Source organism: Bradyrhizobium sp. SMVTL-02, from assembly GCF_051853005.1.
Classification (GTDB): Bacteria; Pseudomonadota; Alphaproteobacteria; order Rhizobiales; family Xanthobacteraceae; genus Bradyrhizobium.
Window position 1 is genome coordinate 3,589,332 of the sequence record NZ_CP182469.1, and the last position, 15,666, is coordinate 3,604,997.

Consider the following 15,666-nt stretch of genomic DNA (forward strand, 5'->3'; position numbering starts at 1 on the left):
CGGACAACAGTCATGCGGCTTGCAGCGAATACGTTTAGATTGACACTTGGCGACTTCACCGCCGAGCTAAAGCCTTCGCTGCGGGCCGCATTCGTCCTATGGGAACGCTATGACGGCTTCCATAATCTCTCGCGCCACCTCGCCGAAGGCAGCATCACAACTGCCGTCGATCTCATCAACGCAACCATCGTCGATCAGAAGGCTTGGGCTAAATATGCGCTCGCGCCCAATAGCACCGTTGTCCGCGACCTCTACGCCGCGACGCCGGATCTGATCGAATTCGTCCTGGTGCTTGCAGGCGCCGACAACAAGGCCAGCACCAAGGCCGATAACGGCACGCCCATGCGATTCGATCGATACTTCACCCAGCTCTTCGAGATTGCGACGGGATGGTTGGGCTGGTCTCCGACTCAGACGTGGGACGCAACCATTGCCGAGATTCACGCGGCCCAGCGCGGCCGCATGGCGATGCTCAAGGCTCTGTTCGGGAGCAAAGAGCAGTCGGCCGACGTCGCAGACGTCTCCAGTATCAAGGACGATCTTAATTCTATCGGCGATTTGACTAACAACCATATGAGGCCACGCTGATGGCCTGGAAACCGCGCCGCGTATGTCGCTGCGGCAAGATCATTGCGGCAACCGATCTTTGTGAATGTCAGATCAAACGGAAGGCCGAGACTGATCGTCTCCGACCCAATGCGACCATGCGTGGTTATGACAGCAAGTGGCGGCGCGAGAGTAAGGAATTCCTGGCTCAACCTCAGAACCGGTTCTGTGCCTGTGGCTGTGGTCGCATTGCTGACTGTGTTGACCACAAGATCCCTCATCGCGGCGACATGAAGCTGTTTTGGGACCGAAAGAACTGGCAGCCGCTAGCCAGCTCACCTTGTCACGCCAGCCGCAAGCAACGTCAGGAACGCCGATCATGATCAGTCAGGAAGCCAAGCTGTGGTGCGCCGTGATCACTCAAGCCATCACCGACGCAACGTTACCCCTCGACGTCAAGACCAAGAGCGAGCGCATCGAGCGACAGCGCGCACGAGACTGGTTTACCAGCGACGATCGTAACTTCCGAGATGCCTGTCACCGAGCAGGTCTCGAACCTGATCGCGTGCGCAGCTACGTGCTGCCCCTCATCGCCAAGGCATCAGCGCAGGATCTTCCAGCGCCAGAACGTAAGCCTGCCCCCGGGGCCGGTCGAAGCATCTCAACAAACGCGAACGACCGGCACATTCCCCAGGCACAAGATAGAATCTAAAAGGAGATTTTCTGACCATGGCCGCAGTAACCCTGGCCGACCTCAAGGCCCATCTGAACCTCACCACCGACCAGGACGATCAGCTCCTGACCGGCAAGTTGGAGGCCGCGAGCGTGTGGGTTGCCGCCTATACCGGGGCAGATCCCGGCTTGGACGCCACTCCGGCCGCGATCAATGAAGCAATCCTTCAGATTGCAGCTGGCCTTTACGAAAATCGCGAGTCTTCCCTCGTGGGCGCTACAGCTCAGCAATTACCCTTTTCGGCGCTCGACCTTTTGGCCCCTTACCGCGCTTTTTCGTTCTGAAATGACCGTTTCCGACCCCTCTTTGAGCCTGCAAAAGGCCATCCGCGAGCGCCTGATTGCCAGCCCGGAGCTGATGGCCCTGGTGCAGGCTGACCATGTGATCGACGCCAATGGCCGGCCGGAGATCACGCCAGCGGTCTACATCGGCGAGGGCCAGAGCGTGTTGCGGCGCTTTGATGCGACGACATACGCCACCCTGCATGTTTGGTTCGCTGAGCCCGGCTTGGTCCAGTGCAAAGAGGCGGTATCGGCCGTCGTCACGGCGCTGCGGATCGACGCCCAGGCGGATGGCGTGCTGCCGATCGACGGTTTCACCGTGCTCGATATGCAAGCCACCCAAACCCGCTACCTCAGAGATCCCCAAGGTCCCTACAGCCACGGCATCGTCACGGTCGCGGCGATCGTCAAACCGAGGGCTGCATGAAGGCCGCCGACCTCGATCGTGTCATCCAGATTCAGCGCCGCGCCGCCGGCCTGGACCTCTACGGCACGCCCGTAGAGACCTGGGCACTGGTTGCGACCATGCGCGCGCAGCTCCTCCAGCACGCCACCGACGACAAGGAAGGTGCTCGCGGCCACACCACGGACGCGGTCAGGATCTTCCGGACCCGCTGGCTTGATGGCGTCAGTCTTGAGAACCGCGTCACGTATGACGGTCAACAGTATCAGATCACCCAGATCAAAGAGCTTGGCCGGCGGCGCGGCCTGGACCTCACAGTCGAGAAGGTCGGGCTATGATCACAGCTGACCGACTCCGACAACTGCTCGATTACGATCCCGCCACCGGCATTTTCCGTTGGAAGGCCAACACCAATCCTCGCCACCCCAAAAAGGGCGAGATCGCCGGCAACATCAACAGCGTTGGCCATCGCCGGATTTGCATTGACGGGCGGTTCTATCAGGCCTCGCGTCTGTGCTGGCTCTACATGACCGGCTGCTGGCCGACGGGGTATCGCGTGCGCCGCATCAACGGCATCGTCGACGACAATCGATGGGCCAATCTGTGTCTGAGGCTCGCGTGAAGGGCCGCAAACCAGAGCTACAAGCCGACGCCAACGCGCTCGACGCCTCGACCAAGCCGCCGACCTGGATGAACCGGCACGGGAAGGCCGAATGGCGCCGCGTCATGCCGGTGCTTGCCCACCGCCGCATCCTCACGCCGGCCGATCTGGGCTGTCTGGAAAGCTACTGCATCGCGATCGGCCGCATCCGCGACCTGGAGCTACTGCTACGCGCCGGTATCGATCCCAAGCTGTGCCGCATGCAGGACAAGGCAATGGTGACGGCCCGCCAGCTCGCCGCCGAACTCGGTTTGACGCCGGTCTCGCGCTCGCGGCCGGCCGTGCGTGAAGACAACGTCGAGAGTGACGATGATCCGCTCGCCGTATCCTGATTGGCTGTTTGACGACAGTCCGATCGAGGACCCGCTGGGATGTGGCGAACGAGCCGTCACTTTCCTGCGCCGCCTTCGTCATCCCAAAAGCACCGCGCCACGTCGGTCATTCCAGCTCGACAAGTGGCAGGAACGCATCGTGCGCCGCGTGTATGGAGCGCGCCACGCGAATGGAAATCGGATCATCAAGACGGTCGTGCTGGTTCTGCCTCGCGGGAACCGCAAGACCTCATTGGCCGGCGCTCTCTCCCTACTTCACACGATCGGACCAGAACGGCGCCCAGGCGGCGAGGCAATCTTTGCTGCATCCGACCGCCAGCAAGCAGGATTTGGGTTCCGTGAAGCGGCCGGCATCATCAGGCAGGACGCGCGCCTTGTTAAAGCCACACGCATCTATGACGCTCACAACAGCGTCAAAAAGATCGAATTTAAGCTAGATGGCTCTTTTCTTGAGGCAATTTCTGGCGAGGGTGCACCTGCACATGGTCGCACGCCGGCTTTCGTCTTCGTTGACGAGCTCCACATCTGGAAGAATGCTGAGCTCTGGAAGGCGCTAACCTCGGCGCTTCCGAAGACGCAAGGTTCGCTAATGGTCGTCGCCACGACAGCGGGGCGCGGCCAAGAAAACATCGCGTATGAGATCGTTGAACGCGCGCGCAAGGTCGCGAGCGGCGAAATCGAAGATCCGAGCCTACTTCCTATTTTGCTCGAGACGCCGGCTGATGCCGACTGGACCGATGAAAGTCTCTGGTATCGAGCTAATCCCGGATTGGCACTCGGCTATCAAGACATCGAAGGTCTGAGACAACTCGCACATGAGGGCGCAACCAGCGTCACCGCGCGGGAAACGTTTCGCCAGTATAATTTGAACGTCTGGCTCGACCATTCGACCTCGCCCTTTGTCGACATGGCGACCTACGACCAGGGCGCCGCACCGGTCGACTATGAGGCCTTGCGCGGTGCGCCGTGCTGGGTTGGCGTCGACATGTCCAAGACTACCGACCTATCCGCCGTCGTCGCATGCTTCCGGGACGGCGATACCTATACTGTTCTGCCGCACTTCTTTTGCCCGGAAGCCGATATCCGAAAACGCGGCGACCTGGATGGCGTGAACTACGTCTCATGGGCCAAGGACGGCTTCATCACCCCGACGCCCGGGAACGTCATCGATAACGCCGCCGTCGCGGACTACATTCGGTCTCTCGCGGAACGCTTCCAGGTCCAGGAGATCGGCTTTGACGTGGCGTTTGCCCAGGGTGTCATGGCGCCCCTGGTCGACGAAGGTTACCCAGTTGTGACGATCCGGCAAGGGTGGGTGACGCAAAGTCCCGCCCTTAACGTCCTGGAGCGAGCGATCATCAGCGGCAACTTCCGGCACAGCGGACATCCCGTGTTGCGCTGGAACTTCTCCAACGTCGCAATCCACAAAGACGCCAACGACAACCGGATCATTCACAAGAGCAAGTCGACCGATCGGATCGACGGCGCAGCGGCGACCTGGATGGCCGTGTCGCGCGCGGCGGCCGGCGAAAGCACGCGCTCGCTCTATGACCTCCCTAACGCTGTTGAGCTTCTTTCGTGGTGACCAATGGCCGATAACGACAACCTCGACGCATACCTTCAATCGCTGCCGGACAAGATCACCGAGCAGTTATTGGACGTCTTGCGGGAGCAAGCATTCCGCCTTTCAGACGCACAGCGCGAGGCATTGCGAGGACTTGAGCAGTCGCCAGAGAGCGGCGCTTTGGAAGCGTCGTGCACGGTGGCCAAGGGCGAGAGCGAGCTCGAATACCTCGTCCAGGCCGGCGGCGACATGACGACCAAGGAAGTCCGGGAAGGCAGTGGCGTGGAATACGACTACGCGCTCGCCTTCGAGTTTGGGACCAGTCGACAGCCGGCGCGGCCCTTCTTTTTCAACACCTACAACGCCATGCGGGACGACATGCAGCAGGCAATCGACGATGCAGTGAACGAGGTTCTAGACAATGACTGACGACAAATGCGCGCGCGAAATCAACTGGGCCGGCGGCACCCACACTCTCACCTTGGCCGATCGCTGGGTGCAGCGCGTAGTCTCTTGGCGCGGCATCAATGGCTACTCGCCGTCTGCCGCGCTCGCGCGGTTTGAAACCGGCAGCTACACCGCCGACGACGTGGAGCGCGTCATAGAGCTGGGCCTTTTGGGAGGCCAAACGCCCGAACGCGAGGTGGAAGCGCTGCTTGATACCCACGTGCGCGGGAAGCCGCTGGCGCCCAATGTGCTCATAGCCCACCAAGTCTTGGCAGCCCTCTTTGTTGGGGACGCACAATGACACGCGGTCTCGAGATCCCGGTCAGCGTCAACCTGGACAAGCTGAAGGAAGGCTTGAAGCAGACCAGTTCGCTGACCCAATCGGCCGCGCGCGCCGCCGCGAAGCAGTTTTTGGATATGAACAGCGCCATTACCGACACGGTTGTCGGCGGCGCGGCCCGCATGGCTCTTGGCGTCGCTGGCAGGGTGGCCCTTATGGTGGGATCATTCAAGCTCATGTCGGCGGCGATCGACGGCGCGCGGCAACAGCTCCAAGACATGGTTTCGATTGCCGACAAGGCCGGCAACGTCGGGGTGTCGCCTGTCTTTTTCCAGAGCTTCACCGCTGAAGCCAAAAAGCTCAAGGTTGAGGCCGGCGAACTCGAATCCGCCCTCGACCATGCGTTCCAGGCGACCAAAGAGAAGTCCCCGATCGACATCGGCGAATGGACCGTCGGAGAGGAGAAGATCACCGACGTCGAAAAGACCCTTCGGGTCCTAAACGCGACGATGGAGAAGGGCCAGCACCTCGAAGGCTTGGTTTTGTTCCGGGATGCAGACACCCAGGAGGGCCGAATCCAAGCGGTGCTCAAGGCCATGATCCAGCTCGACCAGATCGGCCGGCATGCCGAGAGCCTGAACCTCGGCGAGCAGATGTTCGGCACCCAGCTGATCGACAGGATGAGGCAGGGAAAAACCTCCGCAGAGAGCATGCTGACCACGATCAAAGAGGCCTCTGCGAACTCGGACGGCATTTTCAGCAACGATCTTGTGAACCGCGCCAAGGAAATGGACCAGCAGCTTCAGCTCGCCCAGCAACGGCTCACCAGCGCGCTCAAACCGAGTTGGGACGATCTCGCGTCGGTCCTGCTCACAATCAAGGGCTATTGGTCCGATACCGTCGATCTCATCGCACGCGCCGTCGAATACACCAACAAGCTCGGTCTCACGTCTGAGACGGCTCGGAAGCGTAACGAACTCGCGGCGATCAATGACGCGATCAAGAACGGGACCGCGCTGGGTGGCTTGCCCCAGGTCACGAACATTCCCGGCGTCAGCAAGATCTATGACGCGATTGGTGCCGAGAAGCCCCAGGACGCCTTGAAGCGGCGCCGCGACCAGCTACAGGCTGAGATCGACGCTTCGGAGCGCGGCGTTCCGGAAGGACCAGAGGCTCCGACGAAGTCGCGAGGCACCGGCGCGGCGCCAACAAAGATCAGCACCGGCACCGATCGGGACCGGTTCGATACGTCCGCCGACACCATTGAGAAACGGACTGCCGCGCTCAAGGCGGAGGCGGACAGCCTCGATTTGAGCACCGCCGCTCGCGAGCGGGCAAAGATCGCGGCGCAATTGATGGAAGTTGCGATGCAGGCCAATAGCGCGGCCGGCCTGGGCGAGAAGGTCGTTACCGACGAACAGCGGAAGAGGATCGAGGAAGTCACCGAGGCCTACGGCAAGGCCACCGAGGCCATCGAGAGGGCCACCGTGGCGCAGTCGATCCGGCGCGGCCGACAGACCTCGCTGCTCGATCCCCAGGACGTGCAGATCGCCGAAAAGCTCAAGGGTCTCTATCCCGACGTCGCCACGGCCCTGAATTCGGTTGAGGCGTCGGCCATGCGGACCAATGAGGCCATGCGGTCGGTTGGCTCGACCATGTCGAGCAGCCTTACCAGCGTCCTCGCGGACATCCTGGACGGCACCAAATCCGTCAGTGATGGCTTCGCCAACATGTCCAGGGTCATCGTCCGGGCGATAGAGGAAGCCATGATCAAGATGCTGGTCGTGGCGCCGATCATGCGCTCCATGGGCGGCATGTTCGGGTTCGCCGATGGCGGGCTTGTGGGCTCCGGCGGCGCTGCATCCACCATCATGGTCGGAGACTACAGCATGCCGAAATTTGCGGCCGGCGGCTACATCAACGGACCAGGAGGGCCGCGCGACGACAAGATCCCCGCGAGGCTCAGCAATGGCGAGTTTGTCGTGAACGCCGCCGCGACCGCGAAGCACAGGGCCGTCCTGGAGCAAATCAACCGAGGCGTGCCCAGGTTTGCCGATGGCGGGCTGGTCGGCGGCGGCTCGCCGGCCGCGCCTATGATCGCCAGCCATCAGAACGTCATAGCGCCGCAGATCGCCGTTACGGTGCAGGGTTCGCCTGGCATGTCGGCCCAGGACCACGAACGGATGGGCAAGACGGTCGCGGAGTCTGCCCAGCACCACATCAAGACGCTAATCGCCCAGGAGCTACGCACCCAGCGGCGGCCTGGAGGCATCCTCCGATAGAGTCTTGCTACAAATCTATCCAATAGCAATGCAACGCAAAATTGCATCAAATTTGCATCCCAACTCACGGCGTGACATACTAAACGTGAACCCACTTTGAATGCGAAAGCCACCCGGCGGCGAACCCGGGTGGCTTTCTGGAGGACCCGAACGTGCCGTTGCTTAAGAGAACGTCCGAAGATCATCATGAATCTAGCCAGACCGACTCTATCTCTCAAGATAACCGGTCTCGAAAGCGGTCGAAAAAAGTCCCCGAAAGGGTTCGACAGTCGGCCTTCAAAGACAAGCAAATCATCGGGAAAATGCGGTCTTTTCGCGTTCCGGCTCACATGCTGGACGAAGAGACTTCAGTTGCACACCCCACACCTTCTATTCCTGCTCCTCTAACAGCCTCTACAGACACCGCGAAAGCCGACAACGACAACATACCCGTGTGGGCTCTTACCGGTGACGTAGTCAAAGCTGTGGCCGCGACAGCGGCCCTTCAGATCGCAGAGGAGCCCGCTTATCCGTTTGTCTTCAATCTGACTCAGGAAGCCGAGGCGAAGGCTCTGGCGCATCCCAGGAGCTTCCTAGAGTCACTGAAGCGGTCGTTCGACAAGCAGCTCGCGCGAGCTGGCATTCGCTTGCCTTACTGGTTCGCGATCGACATCAGCGACCAGGGGCGGCTGCATATCCAGGGCGTTTGTGCTGCGGTCGCCGAGAACGAGGTCCTGAAAGAGGTGATGCGTCGAGCCTGGGGAAGGTGGCCTGGGGCCGGGGCTCAGTTTCAGATTTGGATTGACCGCAAACCCTGCGATGACGGGTGGGCTACTTACTGCCTGCGTAGGCACCGCCGGGTATCGAAGAAGATCGGCCAGACCTTCACCGTGACCCGGCCGCTGCAACGGGATGCCCAATGGACCTACGAGGAGATAAGAAGGATCATGGCTGCTAGCTGCAATTTCACGTAGCGGCTCATAAGTTCCGCGCGCATTAAGAAAAAATTAAGCTTGCAAAACCGGCCAGAATCTCCAATATCAGCGCATGGGCAATGCCCCGGGGTCTGCCTCTACGCAGGCCGCCAAGAGGCTCGGATCACTCCGAGCCTTTTGTTTTTTTGAAGTCAAAACAACTGTATTTGACGCCCCGGAGGGCCACTTGGTCGCTCTCCAGCACGCAATCAACGATTTTCTTGTTCTCAAGAAGCTTGACGTAGGGCGCATAGGTCTCGTCATACCCGCCCTTGATGATGGGATATAAGAACAGATCGGCGACCTGGGCCAGTCCGTGTGTCTTGGTGATCCGGTGAGGCTCGCCCAAAATGATTTTCTTGAATTCGTCTGGCGCCAGCGAACCGTAAGACGCCGAATTGCCCTGGTCGAACGGCATCCCGTTCGATTTCAGCGAACGGACGTATTCCAATATGTCACGGTCTTCTCGTCTCCCGGACTGCTCGAACAAGATCTTCAACTGGGCTCCTTGAGAAGCGGCATACTTCGCCGCACGCTCGGCCAAAATCGCGGCGGCCGTCTTGCACATCTTCCATCGGTTAGGACCGTGGGCCTCTTTATAGCGCTCATTGTAGCCGGGGCGGTGCATTACGCAGGCAATGCCGAGCACCGGAATTCCGAGCAAGAACTCCTCCAGCTCCGCAAAAAACGCGTCCTGCTGAGGGTTGTTTCGGAGAAAACGGAATTGATCGCGTAGTCCGCGCAATTTCGTTGAATGAAGCGGACCGGACAGCTGCCATTTAGCAACGAACGCCGCATGCCGTTTGTTGACGTCTAACACCTCTTCCTCATTGACGAGAACCCCGCCAAGAGCAAACCCGTTGATGCCATCGTTGCGGTCTACTTCGTCTTGATCGGGAAGTCGGTTACCCGAATCGTCGAAATACAAACGAATGATCTTCTTCCCATCCATCGCGCACACGCTTATCCGCGGCCACCTGGCGAATCAGGCAAGGCCTCACTGCAACCACAAAACACCTGAGCATCCTGCTCGCGCAACGCACACGTGTGCGTTGCCGCCAGTTACGAACATACCGATGGTCAGGCTGTGTGTAAGTCAGTGCTGACTTATGATAGAATTACGTGGTTGACGCAACCTTACGAGCATGAATCTATGGCGGGTGCACCACACCAACCATGGGGCTGATATGTCCGCTGCATCTGGAACGTTCATTCCGACCTCGACCTACAACGATCTCGTCACCGCGCTGATGGAGATCGACGACCGCAATCCCTTCAGCGAGGGCAGCCGATCCGCCCGCGACTGGCGCGAGAACGAGATCAAGCTCGTGCTCGGCATGACCGGCGATATTTGGCCCCTGGAAATCCGCGGCGACCTCGTGGTTGACGCATTGCTTGCGCGGGGCAAGGCAGCCTTGAAGTCAAAGGTATAGGATGCCTATAACGCCGTTGCTCAAAGCGCTCCCTCCCGCTTAATTTGCGCGAGGGGCAGCCTCACCATCGCGCGGCTTCGGGGGACGATATGATTTCAGACGACGCCCTACGACGACGTGCGCGATTCGCAGATTTCGCTCGTATGGCGGACTTTGGTCCGGAACATCCAGACTATACAAAGCTATCTGAGGCGCTCAAATCTGGCGAGGACCCAGATTTCGAGCGGCTTCTGAAGGCGCAAACACAGCGTGCCGGCGATTTGAATTATGCCTACCACCTAAACGGACCAGGGCTATACATCGACACGTATTTGCGCAACTTTCTACTGGAGTATAACGGCCGCATCTTTAAGGGCAAAGGTAATGAGCAGCCAACTTCATTCAATATTCTTCGGTCTTTTGTCACTCCGGATGACAGGGCGTATGTCCTAAAGCTTTTGGAAGAAAAGTTCTTCCAGCTCAATCTTCTGGACTACATTGATTTTGTTACGGGGCCATCTTGCAAGTCTTCGGTCGAGCTTGACAGCTTCGAAGAGCTGGCGATCTACGAGCTCAATAGCGCCGGGTCCTTTGCTCAGGTCGTGCTTCCGGGTTTCGACAATTTGGTGTTTTGTGGTGCGGCGATTGTTCGCGAGGATAGCGAGATCGCTATAGTGGGTGTATTTGGCAACAGTCGCTCTCTGTTCGTTCAAGGCGATCCGCTGACGGCTGACATGATACGTCCTGCAAAAAGACAATTTGTTGGAGACGGTCCGTGGGACCTTGGCGCCGAAAAGCTTTTCGATAGCGAGGCATATTATCCGTTGATCGCCATGACGCGGATCGATGCGCGCAAGCGGCGCATAGAAGCGCGCTATATTATGCACGAAACTAAAGACACCTTCAGGGTAACGACCGATGACCCCGCAGTTATGCTCGATGCTGCATTCTTTGCTCGCGGCGTGGATCTTAAGGCCGCTTTTCAAACGGCGATTTCAGAGCTTTCTCAGTATCGGCATGTTTTCGACCTGCTGCACAACCTGCTCCACTTCCCCGAGTTCGTGCAGCATCGCGAGGATGAATTCTACATCGAGCGACACCCTACTCAACTCAGGTTAAAACCTCCGACGACCCGCATAAGAAAACTTCGTAGCTCTCTTGAGAGCAAATATGTCTCGAATTACCGAGAGGTGTTGACACTCGGTCAGTCCAGCGAAATCAAAGCTGCGACACTTGCTAACTTGGACCTGAAGTTCGAAACATCAGGCTACTGGCGCACATTGCCGATGGACAAACTCGGAGCCGACAAGCAAGGCAATACGATACATGGCAAAACGTGGGTAGAGCAGCAACTCAGTTGGCGAGAGACGGGATACAACGATGCGGACAAGCAGCCGACATCGGTAGTGCCGGTTTCTCGGGACGAAGATGTGGGATACGTCTACGTCATGCGGTCACCGGCGCACCAGCGCAATATATACAAGGTGGGATTTACCAGCAGGGATCCCGAAGATCGGGCAAATGACTTGTCCGCGACTAGCGGTCAGCCGGACGCATTGGTGGTCATGCAGAGTTGGAAGGTATACGAACCGCGACGTGTGGAGCAGGCCATACACCGCGAACTAGAGCAATTGCGCATTAATAGTCGCCGGGAATTCTTCAAGGCGAACTTCGAAAAGCTTCGAGAGACTATCGAGAATGTAATTCTGGGCCTTAACGCCCGCGTCACGTAACCAGGGTTGCCACTAGCTCGTAGCCGATGGATTCAATCATCGTCACGCGGTCTCGCAGTGGGCCTTCTGGCAGCACACCGTAGCGACCAGTTGTGCTTGCCTTCGTGTGCCCCAGCAGCACGCCATGCTGTTCATCAAGATAGCCGGCAGCGCGGAAGGCATCAGTGACGTTGTGCCGGAAGCTGTGGAAGTTTACGCGCCTATCCACCTTCACGCCCACAGCTTTGAAGTAGCCGTTGAAAAACTTCGAGGCCTCGCCGAAATAGCCCCGCTTGTCGCGCTCGACTTCCGCAAACAGTCGCCGTTCGCCGCGTGCGACCGCGCCGGCATGGTAATCCAGGAACCCTAATTCGATCAGCCTAGAGTGCACCGGCACGACACGCATTGAGCCGTCTGTCTTCGTGGACTTGGCGGAGCCGTCCTCATCCTCGTCCCCGACCTCGGTGATATGGAAGATCCAAACTCCATGAAGCTGCCGCACGTCTGCGGTCAGCAACTGGCACAGCTCACCTAAGCGTGCGCCGGAATAGATTGCGATCAACGGAATCCAGTAGCGCCAATCCCTGACTGCGGCATTGCCCGGCTTGTGCTCAGCGCCGTCGCCGAGGCATGTGCCGAACAGCGGCGAATTGAAGATCGTTTTGAGCTGATCGCCGGTGAACGGGAAGCGGCTTTTCCGTCGCTTGTCGATCGACAGATACATTCCGCTCATCACGTCATCGTCGATATACTCGTTCTGCAACAGCCAGCGAGCGAAGCTGCCGAGCGCTGCTAGATATTTGTTGATCGACTTCTGGCTGATCGTCGGTTTTTTTACTGTCTCGTTAGTCTCAATCACCTTGCGGAACGACATGCCTTCGAATGCCTTACTGTCCGCCGCTTTCACGGGCCAGCGCGCCAGCTCTTGCTTCCAGTTGCGCACCGCCTTACGCGTGATCACCGAAACGTGCGAGGCCTCGCCGACGAACTCGGCAAAGAGCTTCACAATCTTGCGGTTCTGATCCCAGGTGTCCGGCCGCGCGTCTCCAATCCGCTCGGCTTTGAACTTGTCGTAAAGCTCTATTAGCGTTTCGCCCGGCGCCGCAACCCGCTTGCCATGGGTGAGATCAGCCGGCACCACGATCGGATCAGACGGGATGCCGGCCCAATTGCCGGCATCGCGTTCGGCGGCACGCTCCAACACCTCGATTTGAGCGCGCTGCAATCGCTGGCAAAGATCGCGGTATGTCGGCGAGCCCTTGACGATCAGAAGCTGCCCGCTCTGGATCACCTCATCAGCTTTCCATTCGATTAAGGCCGTCTCGCCGGTTGCAAGGTGCTTCCGCAGCGCTGCAAGCTGGATACCCCGCCGCTCGCGGTCGAGCTTCGCGGCGTCTCTCATGACGATCAGGTCTATGGTCGCGTTGAGCTGCACCAAAGGATCGCCGGACCAGGGCACCCGGCCAGCCTCGATATCGCTCGCCAGCTTGTCGGTTGCCTCACGCAACGCCGCGTTTGTCGGCAGCGCGGCGCGTGCGTGCGCGTCCTGGGCCAACTCAGTTTCATAGTGCGACCACACGGCGGTCTGGAAATCTGAAGGGGAGGGCTCTCGGCGCTGCTCCAGATCAGCGAAGCGCGCACGGAATGAGGCGATCACCGGCGCCGCTCTGTCACGCGCTTGCCGGGGGTCACTCGTCTTGAGCGACTGCCAAATCTCCTTGCGCTTGAGAACCGGCTGGAGCTTCAGCGGGACGCCAACGCGGACGTAGTAGGACGTGCGACCAGGACGTTTTTGGATGTTCGTGGCGATCGACATTCGAGTCCTCGTAACCGTGACTCGTAACCACTACTCGTAACCGCTCGGCCTGAAAAGCTGTTTTGAATCATGCCATTATTGAAATCATTGAATTTTTGCTGGGGGTCCCCAGGGTCCAGGTTCCCCAGCCAGTTCCGGGCGCTTTTCTGAAGACTGACACAGTGTCGGCCCCGGCGCCGTGCCATGGCGTGTCGCGACGGTTTGCCTCAGTGCAAATGGTTTCTTCGGCGTCGGCCCGCCGCGCGCCCCGCCGTCCTTGGGACACATACAACCCAAGGAGATCAGGAATGCCCTATGTCGATGGTTTCGTGCTGGCCGTGCCGAAGGACAAGATCGAGGCCTACAACGCCCTGGCGCGAACGGCCTGTGCGGTCTGGATGGAGCACGGCGCGCTCGACTATGTCGAATGCATCGGTGACGACGTTCCCTACGGCGAGCTGACGTCGTTCCCGCGTGCGGTGATGGCGAAGGAGGAGGAGGTCGTGGTGTTCTCCTGGATCGTCTATCACGATCGGGAGACGCGCGACGCCGTCAACAAGAAGGTGATGGCGGACTCGCGGCTCAAGCACGGCGACATGCCGTTCGACGGCAAGCGCATGATCTATGGTGGCTTCACGACGCTGCTGCGGGCGAGCGACGTAATTAGTTGAGCGATGTAGAGCGGGGAGACCCGTAGACTGGATGAGCGAAGCGACACCCGGCGATGCCGTCGTTATTGTCCCGGTGTCGCTTTGCTCAGCGGGGCTACACGTTCTTGCACCGACGATCCTCTCAAGATTGTCACGATCACACCAAGCGACGTTTGATTGAATGCGCGAGCCGCTGCATGCCCATGCAGGATCGTCGCAGCCGTCTTGCCTTGCCGGTCGTCAGTCGGCATGCCATCCTCCCGCAGCCAGGCATAATCAAACGGAGGCGGGCGTTTCGCCCAGGCTCTCCAAAAAATCTTGGTTGGGGAAACCCCTTTGGGAGGTCTGATTTCATGACATTGAAGCACGTCACGCGGCTGCTTTGCGCGGCCGCGATGTCCGTTGCGCTCGTCTCGGGCGCAACGGCACAGGACAAGGTCGTCAAGATCGGCGTGATCCTGCCGATGTCCGGCGGCACGGCCTCGATCGGCGCGCACGCCAAGGCGGCGCTCGAGGTCGCCATGGACATCATCAACAACGCCCATCCCGAGCTTGCCAGTCTACCGCTGGCGAAAAATGCCGGCCTTGCCGGCCTCGGCGGCGCCAAGGTCGACGTCATCATCGCCGACAACCAGGGCAACCCCGCAACCGGCCAGAACCAGGCGCTGCGCCTGATCACGGAAGAGAAGGTCGCGGCCGTGTTCGGCTCCTATCAGTCCGGCGTGACGCTGACCTCGAGCGCCATCGCCGAGAAGTACGGCGTTCCGTTCCTGAACTCCGAGTCGGTCGCCGCCAACCTGACCGAGCGCGGCTTCAAATGGTTCTTCCGAACCACCCCGATCGCCACCGATTTCGCCAAGATCTATGTCGACTTCCTCGCCGACATAAAGGCGCAGGGCGCCAAGACCGACAGCGTCGCGGTGGTCCACGACAACACCGAATATGGCACCTCGGTCGCGAACACGATTTCCGGCGCCTTCAAGGAGAAGGGCCTGCCGATCGCGCTCGACGTCGCCTATCCAGTCAACGCGACGGACGTGCAGGGGCAGGTGCTTCAGCTCAAGGACAAGAAGCCCGACGTCGTCATCATGATCAGCTACACGTCTGACGCGATCCTGTTCGCCAAGACCATGCAGTCGCTCGACTACAAGCCTGCCGTGCTGCTGGCCGATGATGCCGGCTACTCCGATCCGTCCTTCACCAAGGCGGTCGGCAAGATCTCGCAAGGCGTCTTCAATCGCTCGTCCTGGGTCGTGGGTCCCGCCGGCTCGCCGTCCGCCATCATCGCCGACATGTACAAGAAGAAGAGCGGCGAGGAGATGGATGACACGGTCGCCCGCCAGATGCAGGGCTTCTTCGTGCTGGCTGATGCGATCGATCGCGCCGGCTCGACCGAGCCCGCCAAGATTCAGGCTGCGCTGAAGGCCACGGACCTCAAGCCCGAGCAGCTCTTGATCGGCTACAAGGGCGTGAAGTTCGACGACAAGGGCCAGAACACCCTGGCCTCGGGCGCCATCATCCAGCTTCAGGATGGCGAGAATTACGTCTCGGTGTGGCCGAAGGCGAATGCCGAGAAGGCGCCGATGTTGCCCTACAAGGGCTGGTGATCGCGAGG

At 59.6% G+C, this 15,666-nt stretch carries 19 protein-coding genes; 17 read left to right on the forward strand and 2 right to left on the reverse strand.

Features of this window, described 5'->3' with window-relative positions; all coding sequences use genetic code 11:
• The first annotated feature begins 12 nt into the window (after positions 1-12).
• From ACNJYB_RS16695 to ACNJYB_RS16755, 13 genes are all read left to right on the forward strand, one after another.
• Positions 13-588, forward strand: coding sequence for a hypothetical protein (locus tag ACNJYB_RS16695; RefSeq protein ID WP_439374937.1), 576 nt, complete (start codon positions 13-15; stop codon positions 586-588).
• Positions 588-929, forward strand: a complete 342-nt coding sequence (locus ACNJYB_RS16700; RefSeq protein WP_439374938.1) for an HNH endonuclease — start codon at positions 588-590, stop codon at positions 927-929. The genes ACNJYB_RS16695 and ACNJYB_RS16700 overlap by 1 nt, the downstream gene beginning before the upstream one ends.
• Positions 926-1,258 (forward strand): hypothetical protein, encoded by a 333-nt coding sequence (locus ACNJYB_RS16705; RefSeq protein WP_439374939.1) that lies wholly within the window; start codon positions 926-928, stop codon positions 1,256-1,258. The genes ACNJYB_RS16700 and ACNJYB_RS16705 overlap by 4 nt, the downstream gene beginning before the upstream one ends.
• Before the next feature lie 17 nt (positions 1,259-1,275).
• Positions 1,276-1,563: a head-tail connector protein gene (locus ACNJYB_RS16710; protein WP_439374940.1), complete on the forward strand. Its 288-nt coding sequence runs from the start codon at positions 1,276-1,278 to the stop codon at positions 1,561-1,563.
• Between the two features lies 1 nt (position 1,564).
• Positions 1,565-1,987: a DUF3168 domain-containing protein gene (locus ACNJYB_RS16715; protein WP_439374941.1), complete on the forward strand. Its 423-nt coding sequence runs from the start codon at positions 1,565-1,567 to the stop codon at positions 1,985-1,987.
• A complete protein-coding gene (locus ACNJYB_RS16720; RefSeq protein ID WP_439374942.1) occupies positions 1,984-2,301 on the forward strand; it encodes a phage head closure protein in 318 nt (105 codons plus the stop codon). The genes ACNJYB_RS16715 and ACNJYB_RS16720 overlap by 4 nt, the downstream gene beginning before the upstream one ends.
• The gene (locus ACNJYB_RS16725) at positions 2,298-2,585 is read left to right on the forward strand and encodes an HNH endonuclease (RefSeq protein WP_439374943.1); all 288 of its coding nucleotides are present in this window, start codon (positions 2,298-2,300) and stop codon (positions 2,583-2,585) included. The genes ACNJYB_RS16720 and ACNJYB_RS16725 overlap by 4 nt, the downstream gene beginning before the upstream one ends.
• Complete coding sequence (locus ACNJYB_RS16730; RefSeq protein ID WP_439374944.1) at positions 2,582-2,956, forward strand: phage terminase small subunit P27 family; 375 nt, start codon at positions 2,582-2,584, stop codon at positions 2,954-2,956. The genes ACNJYB_RS16725 and ACNJYB_RS16730 overlap by 4 nt, the downstream gene beginning before the upstream one ends.
• Complete coding sequence (locus ACNJYB_RS16735) at positions 2,934-4,541, forward strand: terminase large subunit (protein ID WP_439374945.1); 1,608 nt, start codon at positions 2,934-2,936, stop codon at positions 4,539-4,541. Before ACNJYB_RS16730 ends, ACNJYB_RS16735 begins: the two co-directional genes overlap by 23 nt.
• A 3-nt stretch (positions 4,542-4,544) precedes the next feature.
• The gene (locus tag ACNJYB_RS16740; RefSeq protein WP_439374946.1) at positions 4,545-4,949 is read left to right on the forward strand and encodes a hypothetical protein; all 405 of its coding nucleotides are present in this window, start codon (positions 4,545-4,547) and stop codon (positions 4,947-4,949) included.
• Positions 4,942-5,268, forward strand: coding sequence for a gene transfer agent family protein (locus tag ACNJYB_RS16745; protein WP_439374947.1), 327 nt, complete (start codon positions 4,942-4,944; stop codon positions 5,266-5,268). The genes ACNJYB_RS16740 and ACNJYB_RS16745 overlap by 8 nt, the downstream gene beginning before the upstream one ends.
• A complete protein-coding gene (locus ACNJYB_RS16750; RefSeq protein WP_439374948.1) occupies positions 5,265-7,529 on the forward strand; it encodes a hypothetical protein in 2,265 nt (754 codons plus the stop codon). Before ACNJYB_RS16745 ends, ACNJYB_RS16750 begins: the two co-directional genes overlap by 4 nt.
• 152 nt (positions 7,530-7,681) lie before the next feature.
• The gene (locus ACNJYB_RS16755; RefSeq protein ID WP_439374949.1) at positions 7,682-8,482 is read left to right on the forward strand and encodes a hypothetical protein; all 801 of its coding nucleotides are present in this window, start codon (positions 7,682-7,684) and stop codon (positions 8,480-8,482) included.
• A gap of 124 nt (positions 8,483-8,606) precedes the next feature.
• On the opposite strand, the gene ACNJYB_RS16760 is transcribed toward ACNJYB_RS16755, so the two are convergent.
• Positions 8,607-9,434 (reverse strand): DUF3800 domain-containing protein, encoded by an 828-nt coding sequence (locus tag ACNJYB_RS16760; protein WP_439374950.1) that lies wholly within the window; start codon positions 9,432-9,434, stop codon positions 8,607-8,609.
• 235 nt (positions 9,435-9,669) lie between these two features.
• Here ACNJYB_RS16760 and ACNJYB_RS16765 point away from each other — a divergent pair, with 235 nt between their 5' ends.
• Together ACNJYB_RS16765 and ACNJYB_RS16770 are read left to right on the forward strand one after the other, a co-directional pair.
• Complete coding sequence (locus tag ACNJYB_RS16765; RefSeq protein WP_439374951.1) at positions 9,670-9,915, forward strand: hypothetical protein; 246 nt, start codon at positions 9,670-9,672, stop codon at positions 9,913-9,915.
• A gap of 89 nt (positions 9,916-10,004) precedes the next feature.
• Positions 10,005-11,627: a GIY-YIG nuclease family protein gene (locus tag ACNJYB_RS16770; RefSeq protein ID WP_439374952.1), complete on the forward strand. Its 1,623-nt coding sequence runs from the start codon at positions 10,005-10,007 to the stop codon at positions 11,625-11,627.
• Here the strand turns inward: ACNJYB_RS16770 and ACNJYB_RS16775 are convergent.
• Complete coding sequence (locus ACNJYB_RS16775; RefSeq protein WP_439374953.1) at positions 11,620-13,422, reverse strand: DUF6538 domain-containing protein; 1,803 nt, start codon at positions 13,420-13,422, stop codon at positions 11,620-11,622. The genes ACNJYB_RS16770 and ACNJYB_RS16775 overlap by 8 nt on opposite strands.
• 287 nt (positions 13,423-13,709) lie before the next feature.
• Between ACNJYB_RS16775 and ACNJYB_RS16780 the strand changes: the two genes are divergently transcribed.
• Positions 13,710-14,072 carry a DUF1428 domain-containing protein gene (locus tag ACNJYB_RS16780; RefSeq protein WP_439374954.1) on the forward strand — a complete coding sequence of 121 codons (363 nt, stop codon included), beginning with the start codon at positions 13,710-13,712 and terminating at the stop codon, positions 14,070-14,072.
• A 332-nt stretch (positions 14,073-14,404) separates the two neighbouring features.
• Complete coding sequence (locus tag ACNJYB_RS16785) at positions 14,405-15,658, forward strand: ABC transporter substrate-binding protein (RefSeq protein ID WP_439374955.1); 1,254 nt, start codon at positions 14,405-14,407, stop codon at positions 15,656-15,658.
• The last annotated feature ends 8 nt before the right edge of the window (positions 15,659-15,666 follow it).

What these genes read in the sequence shown, in the direction of transcription:
- ACNJYB_RS16785 (WP_439374955.1), top strand. Translation starts at nt 14,405, where the DNA reads ATGACATTGAAGCACGTCACGCGGCTGCTTTGCGCGGCCGCGATGTCC.
- ACNJYB_RS16710 (WP_439374940.1), top strand. Translation starts at nt 1,276, where the DNA reads ATGGCCGCAGTAACCCTGGCCGACCTCAAGGCCCATCTGAACCTCACC.
- ACNJYB_RS16735 (WP_439374945.1), top strand. Translation starts at nt 2,934, where the DNA reads ATGATCCGCTCGCCGTATCCTGATTGGCTGTTTGACGACAGTCCGATC.
- ACNJYB_RS16695 (WP_439374937.1), top strand. Translation starts at nt 13, where the DNA reads ATGCGGCTTGCAGCGAATACGTTTAGATTGACACTTGGCGACTTCACC.
- ACNJYB_RS16720 (WP_439374942.1), top strand. Translation starts at nt 1,984, where the DNA reads ATGAAGGCCGCCGACCTCGATCGTGTCATCCAGATTCAGCGCCGCGCC.
- ACNJYB_RS16715 (WP_439374941.1), top strand. Translation starts at nt 1,565, where the DNA reads ATGACCGTTTCCGACCCCTCTTTGAGCCTGCAAAAGGCCATCCGCGAG.
- ACNJYB_RS16725 (WP_439374943.1), top strand. Translation starts at nt 2,298, where the DNA reads ATGATCACAGCTGACCGACTCCGACAACTGCTCGATTACGATCCCGCC.
- ACNJYB_RS16745 (WP_439374947.1), top strand. Translation starts at nt 4,942, where the DNA reads ATGACTGACGACAAATGCGCGCGCGAAATCAACTGGGCCGGCGGCACC.
- ACNJYB_RS16760 (WP_439374950.1), bottom strand. Translation starts at nt 9,434, where the DNA reads ATGGATGGGAAGAAGATCATTCGTTTGTATTTCGACGATTCGGGTAAC.
- ACNJYB_RS16770 (WP_439374952.1), top strand. Translation starts at nt 10,005, where the DNA reads ATGATTTCAGACGACGCCCTACGACGACGTGCGCGATTCGCAGATTTC.
- ACNJYB_RS16705 (WP_439374939.1), top strand. Translation starts at nt 926, where the DNA reads ATGATCAGTCAGGAAGCCAAGCTGTGGTGCGCCGTGATCACTCAAGCC.
- ACNJYB_RS16765 (WP_439374951.1), top strand. Translation starts at nt 9,670, where the DNA reads ATGTCCGCTGCATCTGGAACGTTCATTCCGACCTCGACCTACAACGAT.
- ACNJYB_RS16750 (WP_439374948.1), top strand. Translation starts at nt 5,265, where the DNA reads ATGACACGCGGTCTCGAGATCCCGGTCAGCGTCAACCTGGACAAGCTG.
- ACNJYB_RS16700 (WP_439374938.1), top strand. Translation starts at nt 588, where the DNA reads ATGGCCTGGAAACCGCGCCGCGTATGTCGCTGCGGCAAGATCATTGCG.
- ACNJYB_RS16780 (WP_439374954.1), top strand. Translation starts at nt 13,710, where the DNA reads ATGCCCTATGTCGATGGTTTCGTGCTGGCCGTGCCGAAGGACAAGATC.
- ACNJYB_RS16740 (WP_439374946.1), top strand. Translation starts at nt 4,545, where the DNA reads ATGGCCGATAACGACAACCTCGACGCATACCTTCAATCGCTGCCGGAC.
- ACNJYB_RS16775 (WP_439374953.1), bottom strand. Translation starts at nt 13,422, where the DNA reads ATGTCGATCGCCACGAACATCCAAAAACGTCCTGGTCGCACGTCCTAC.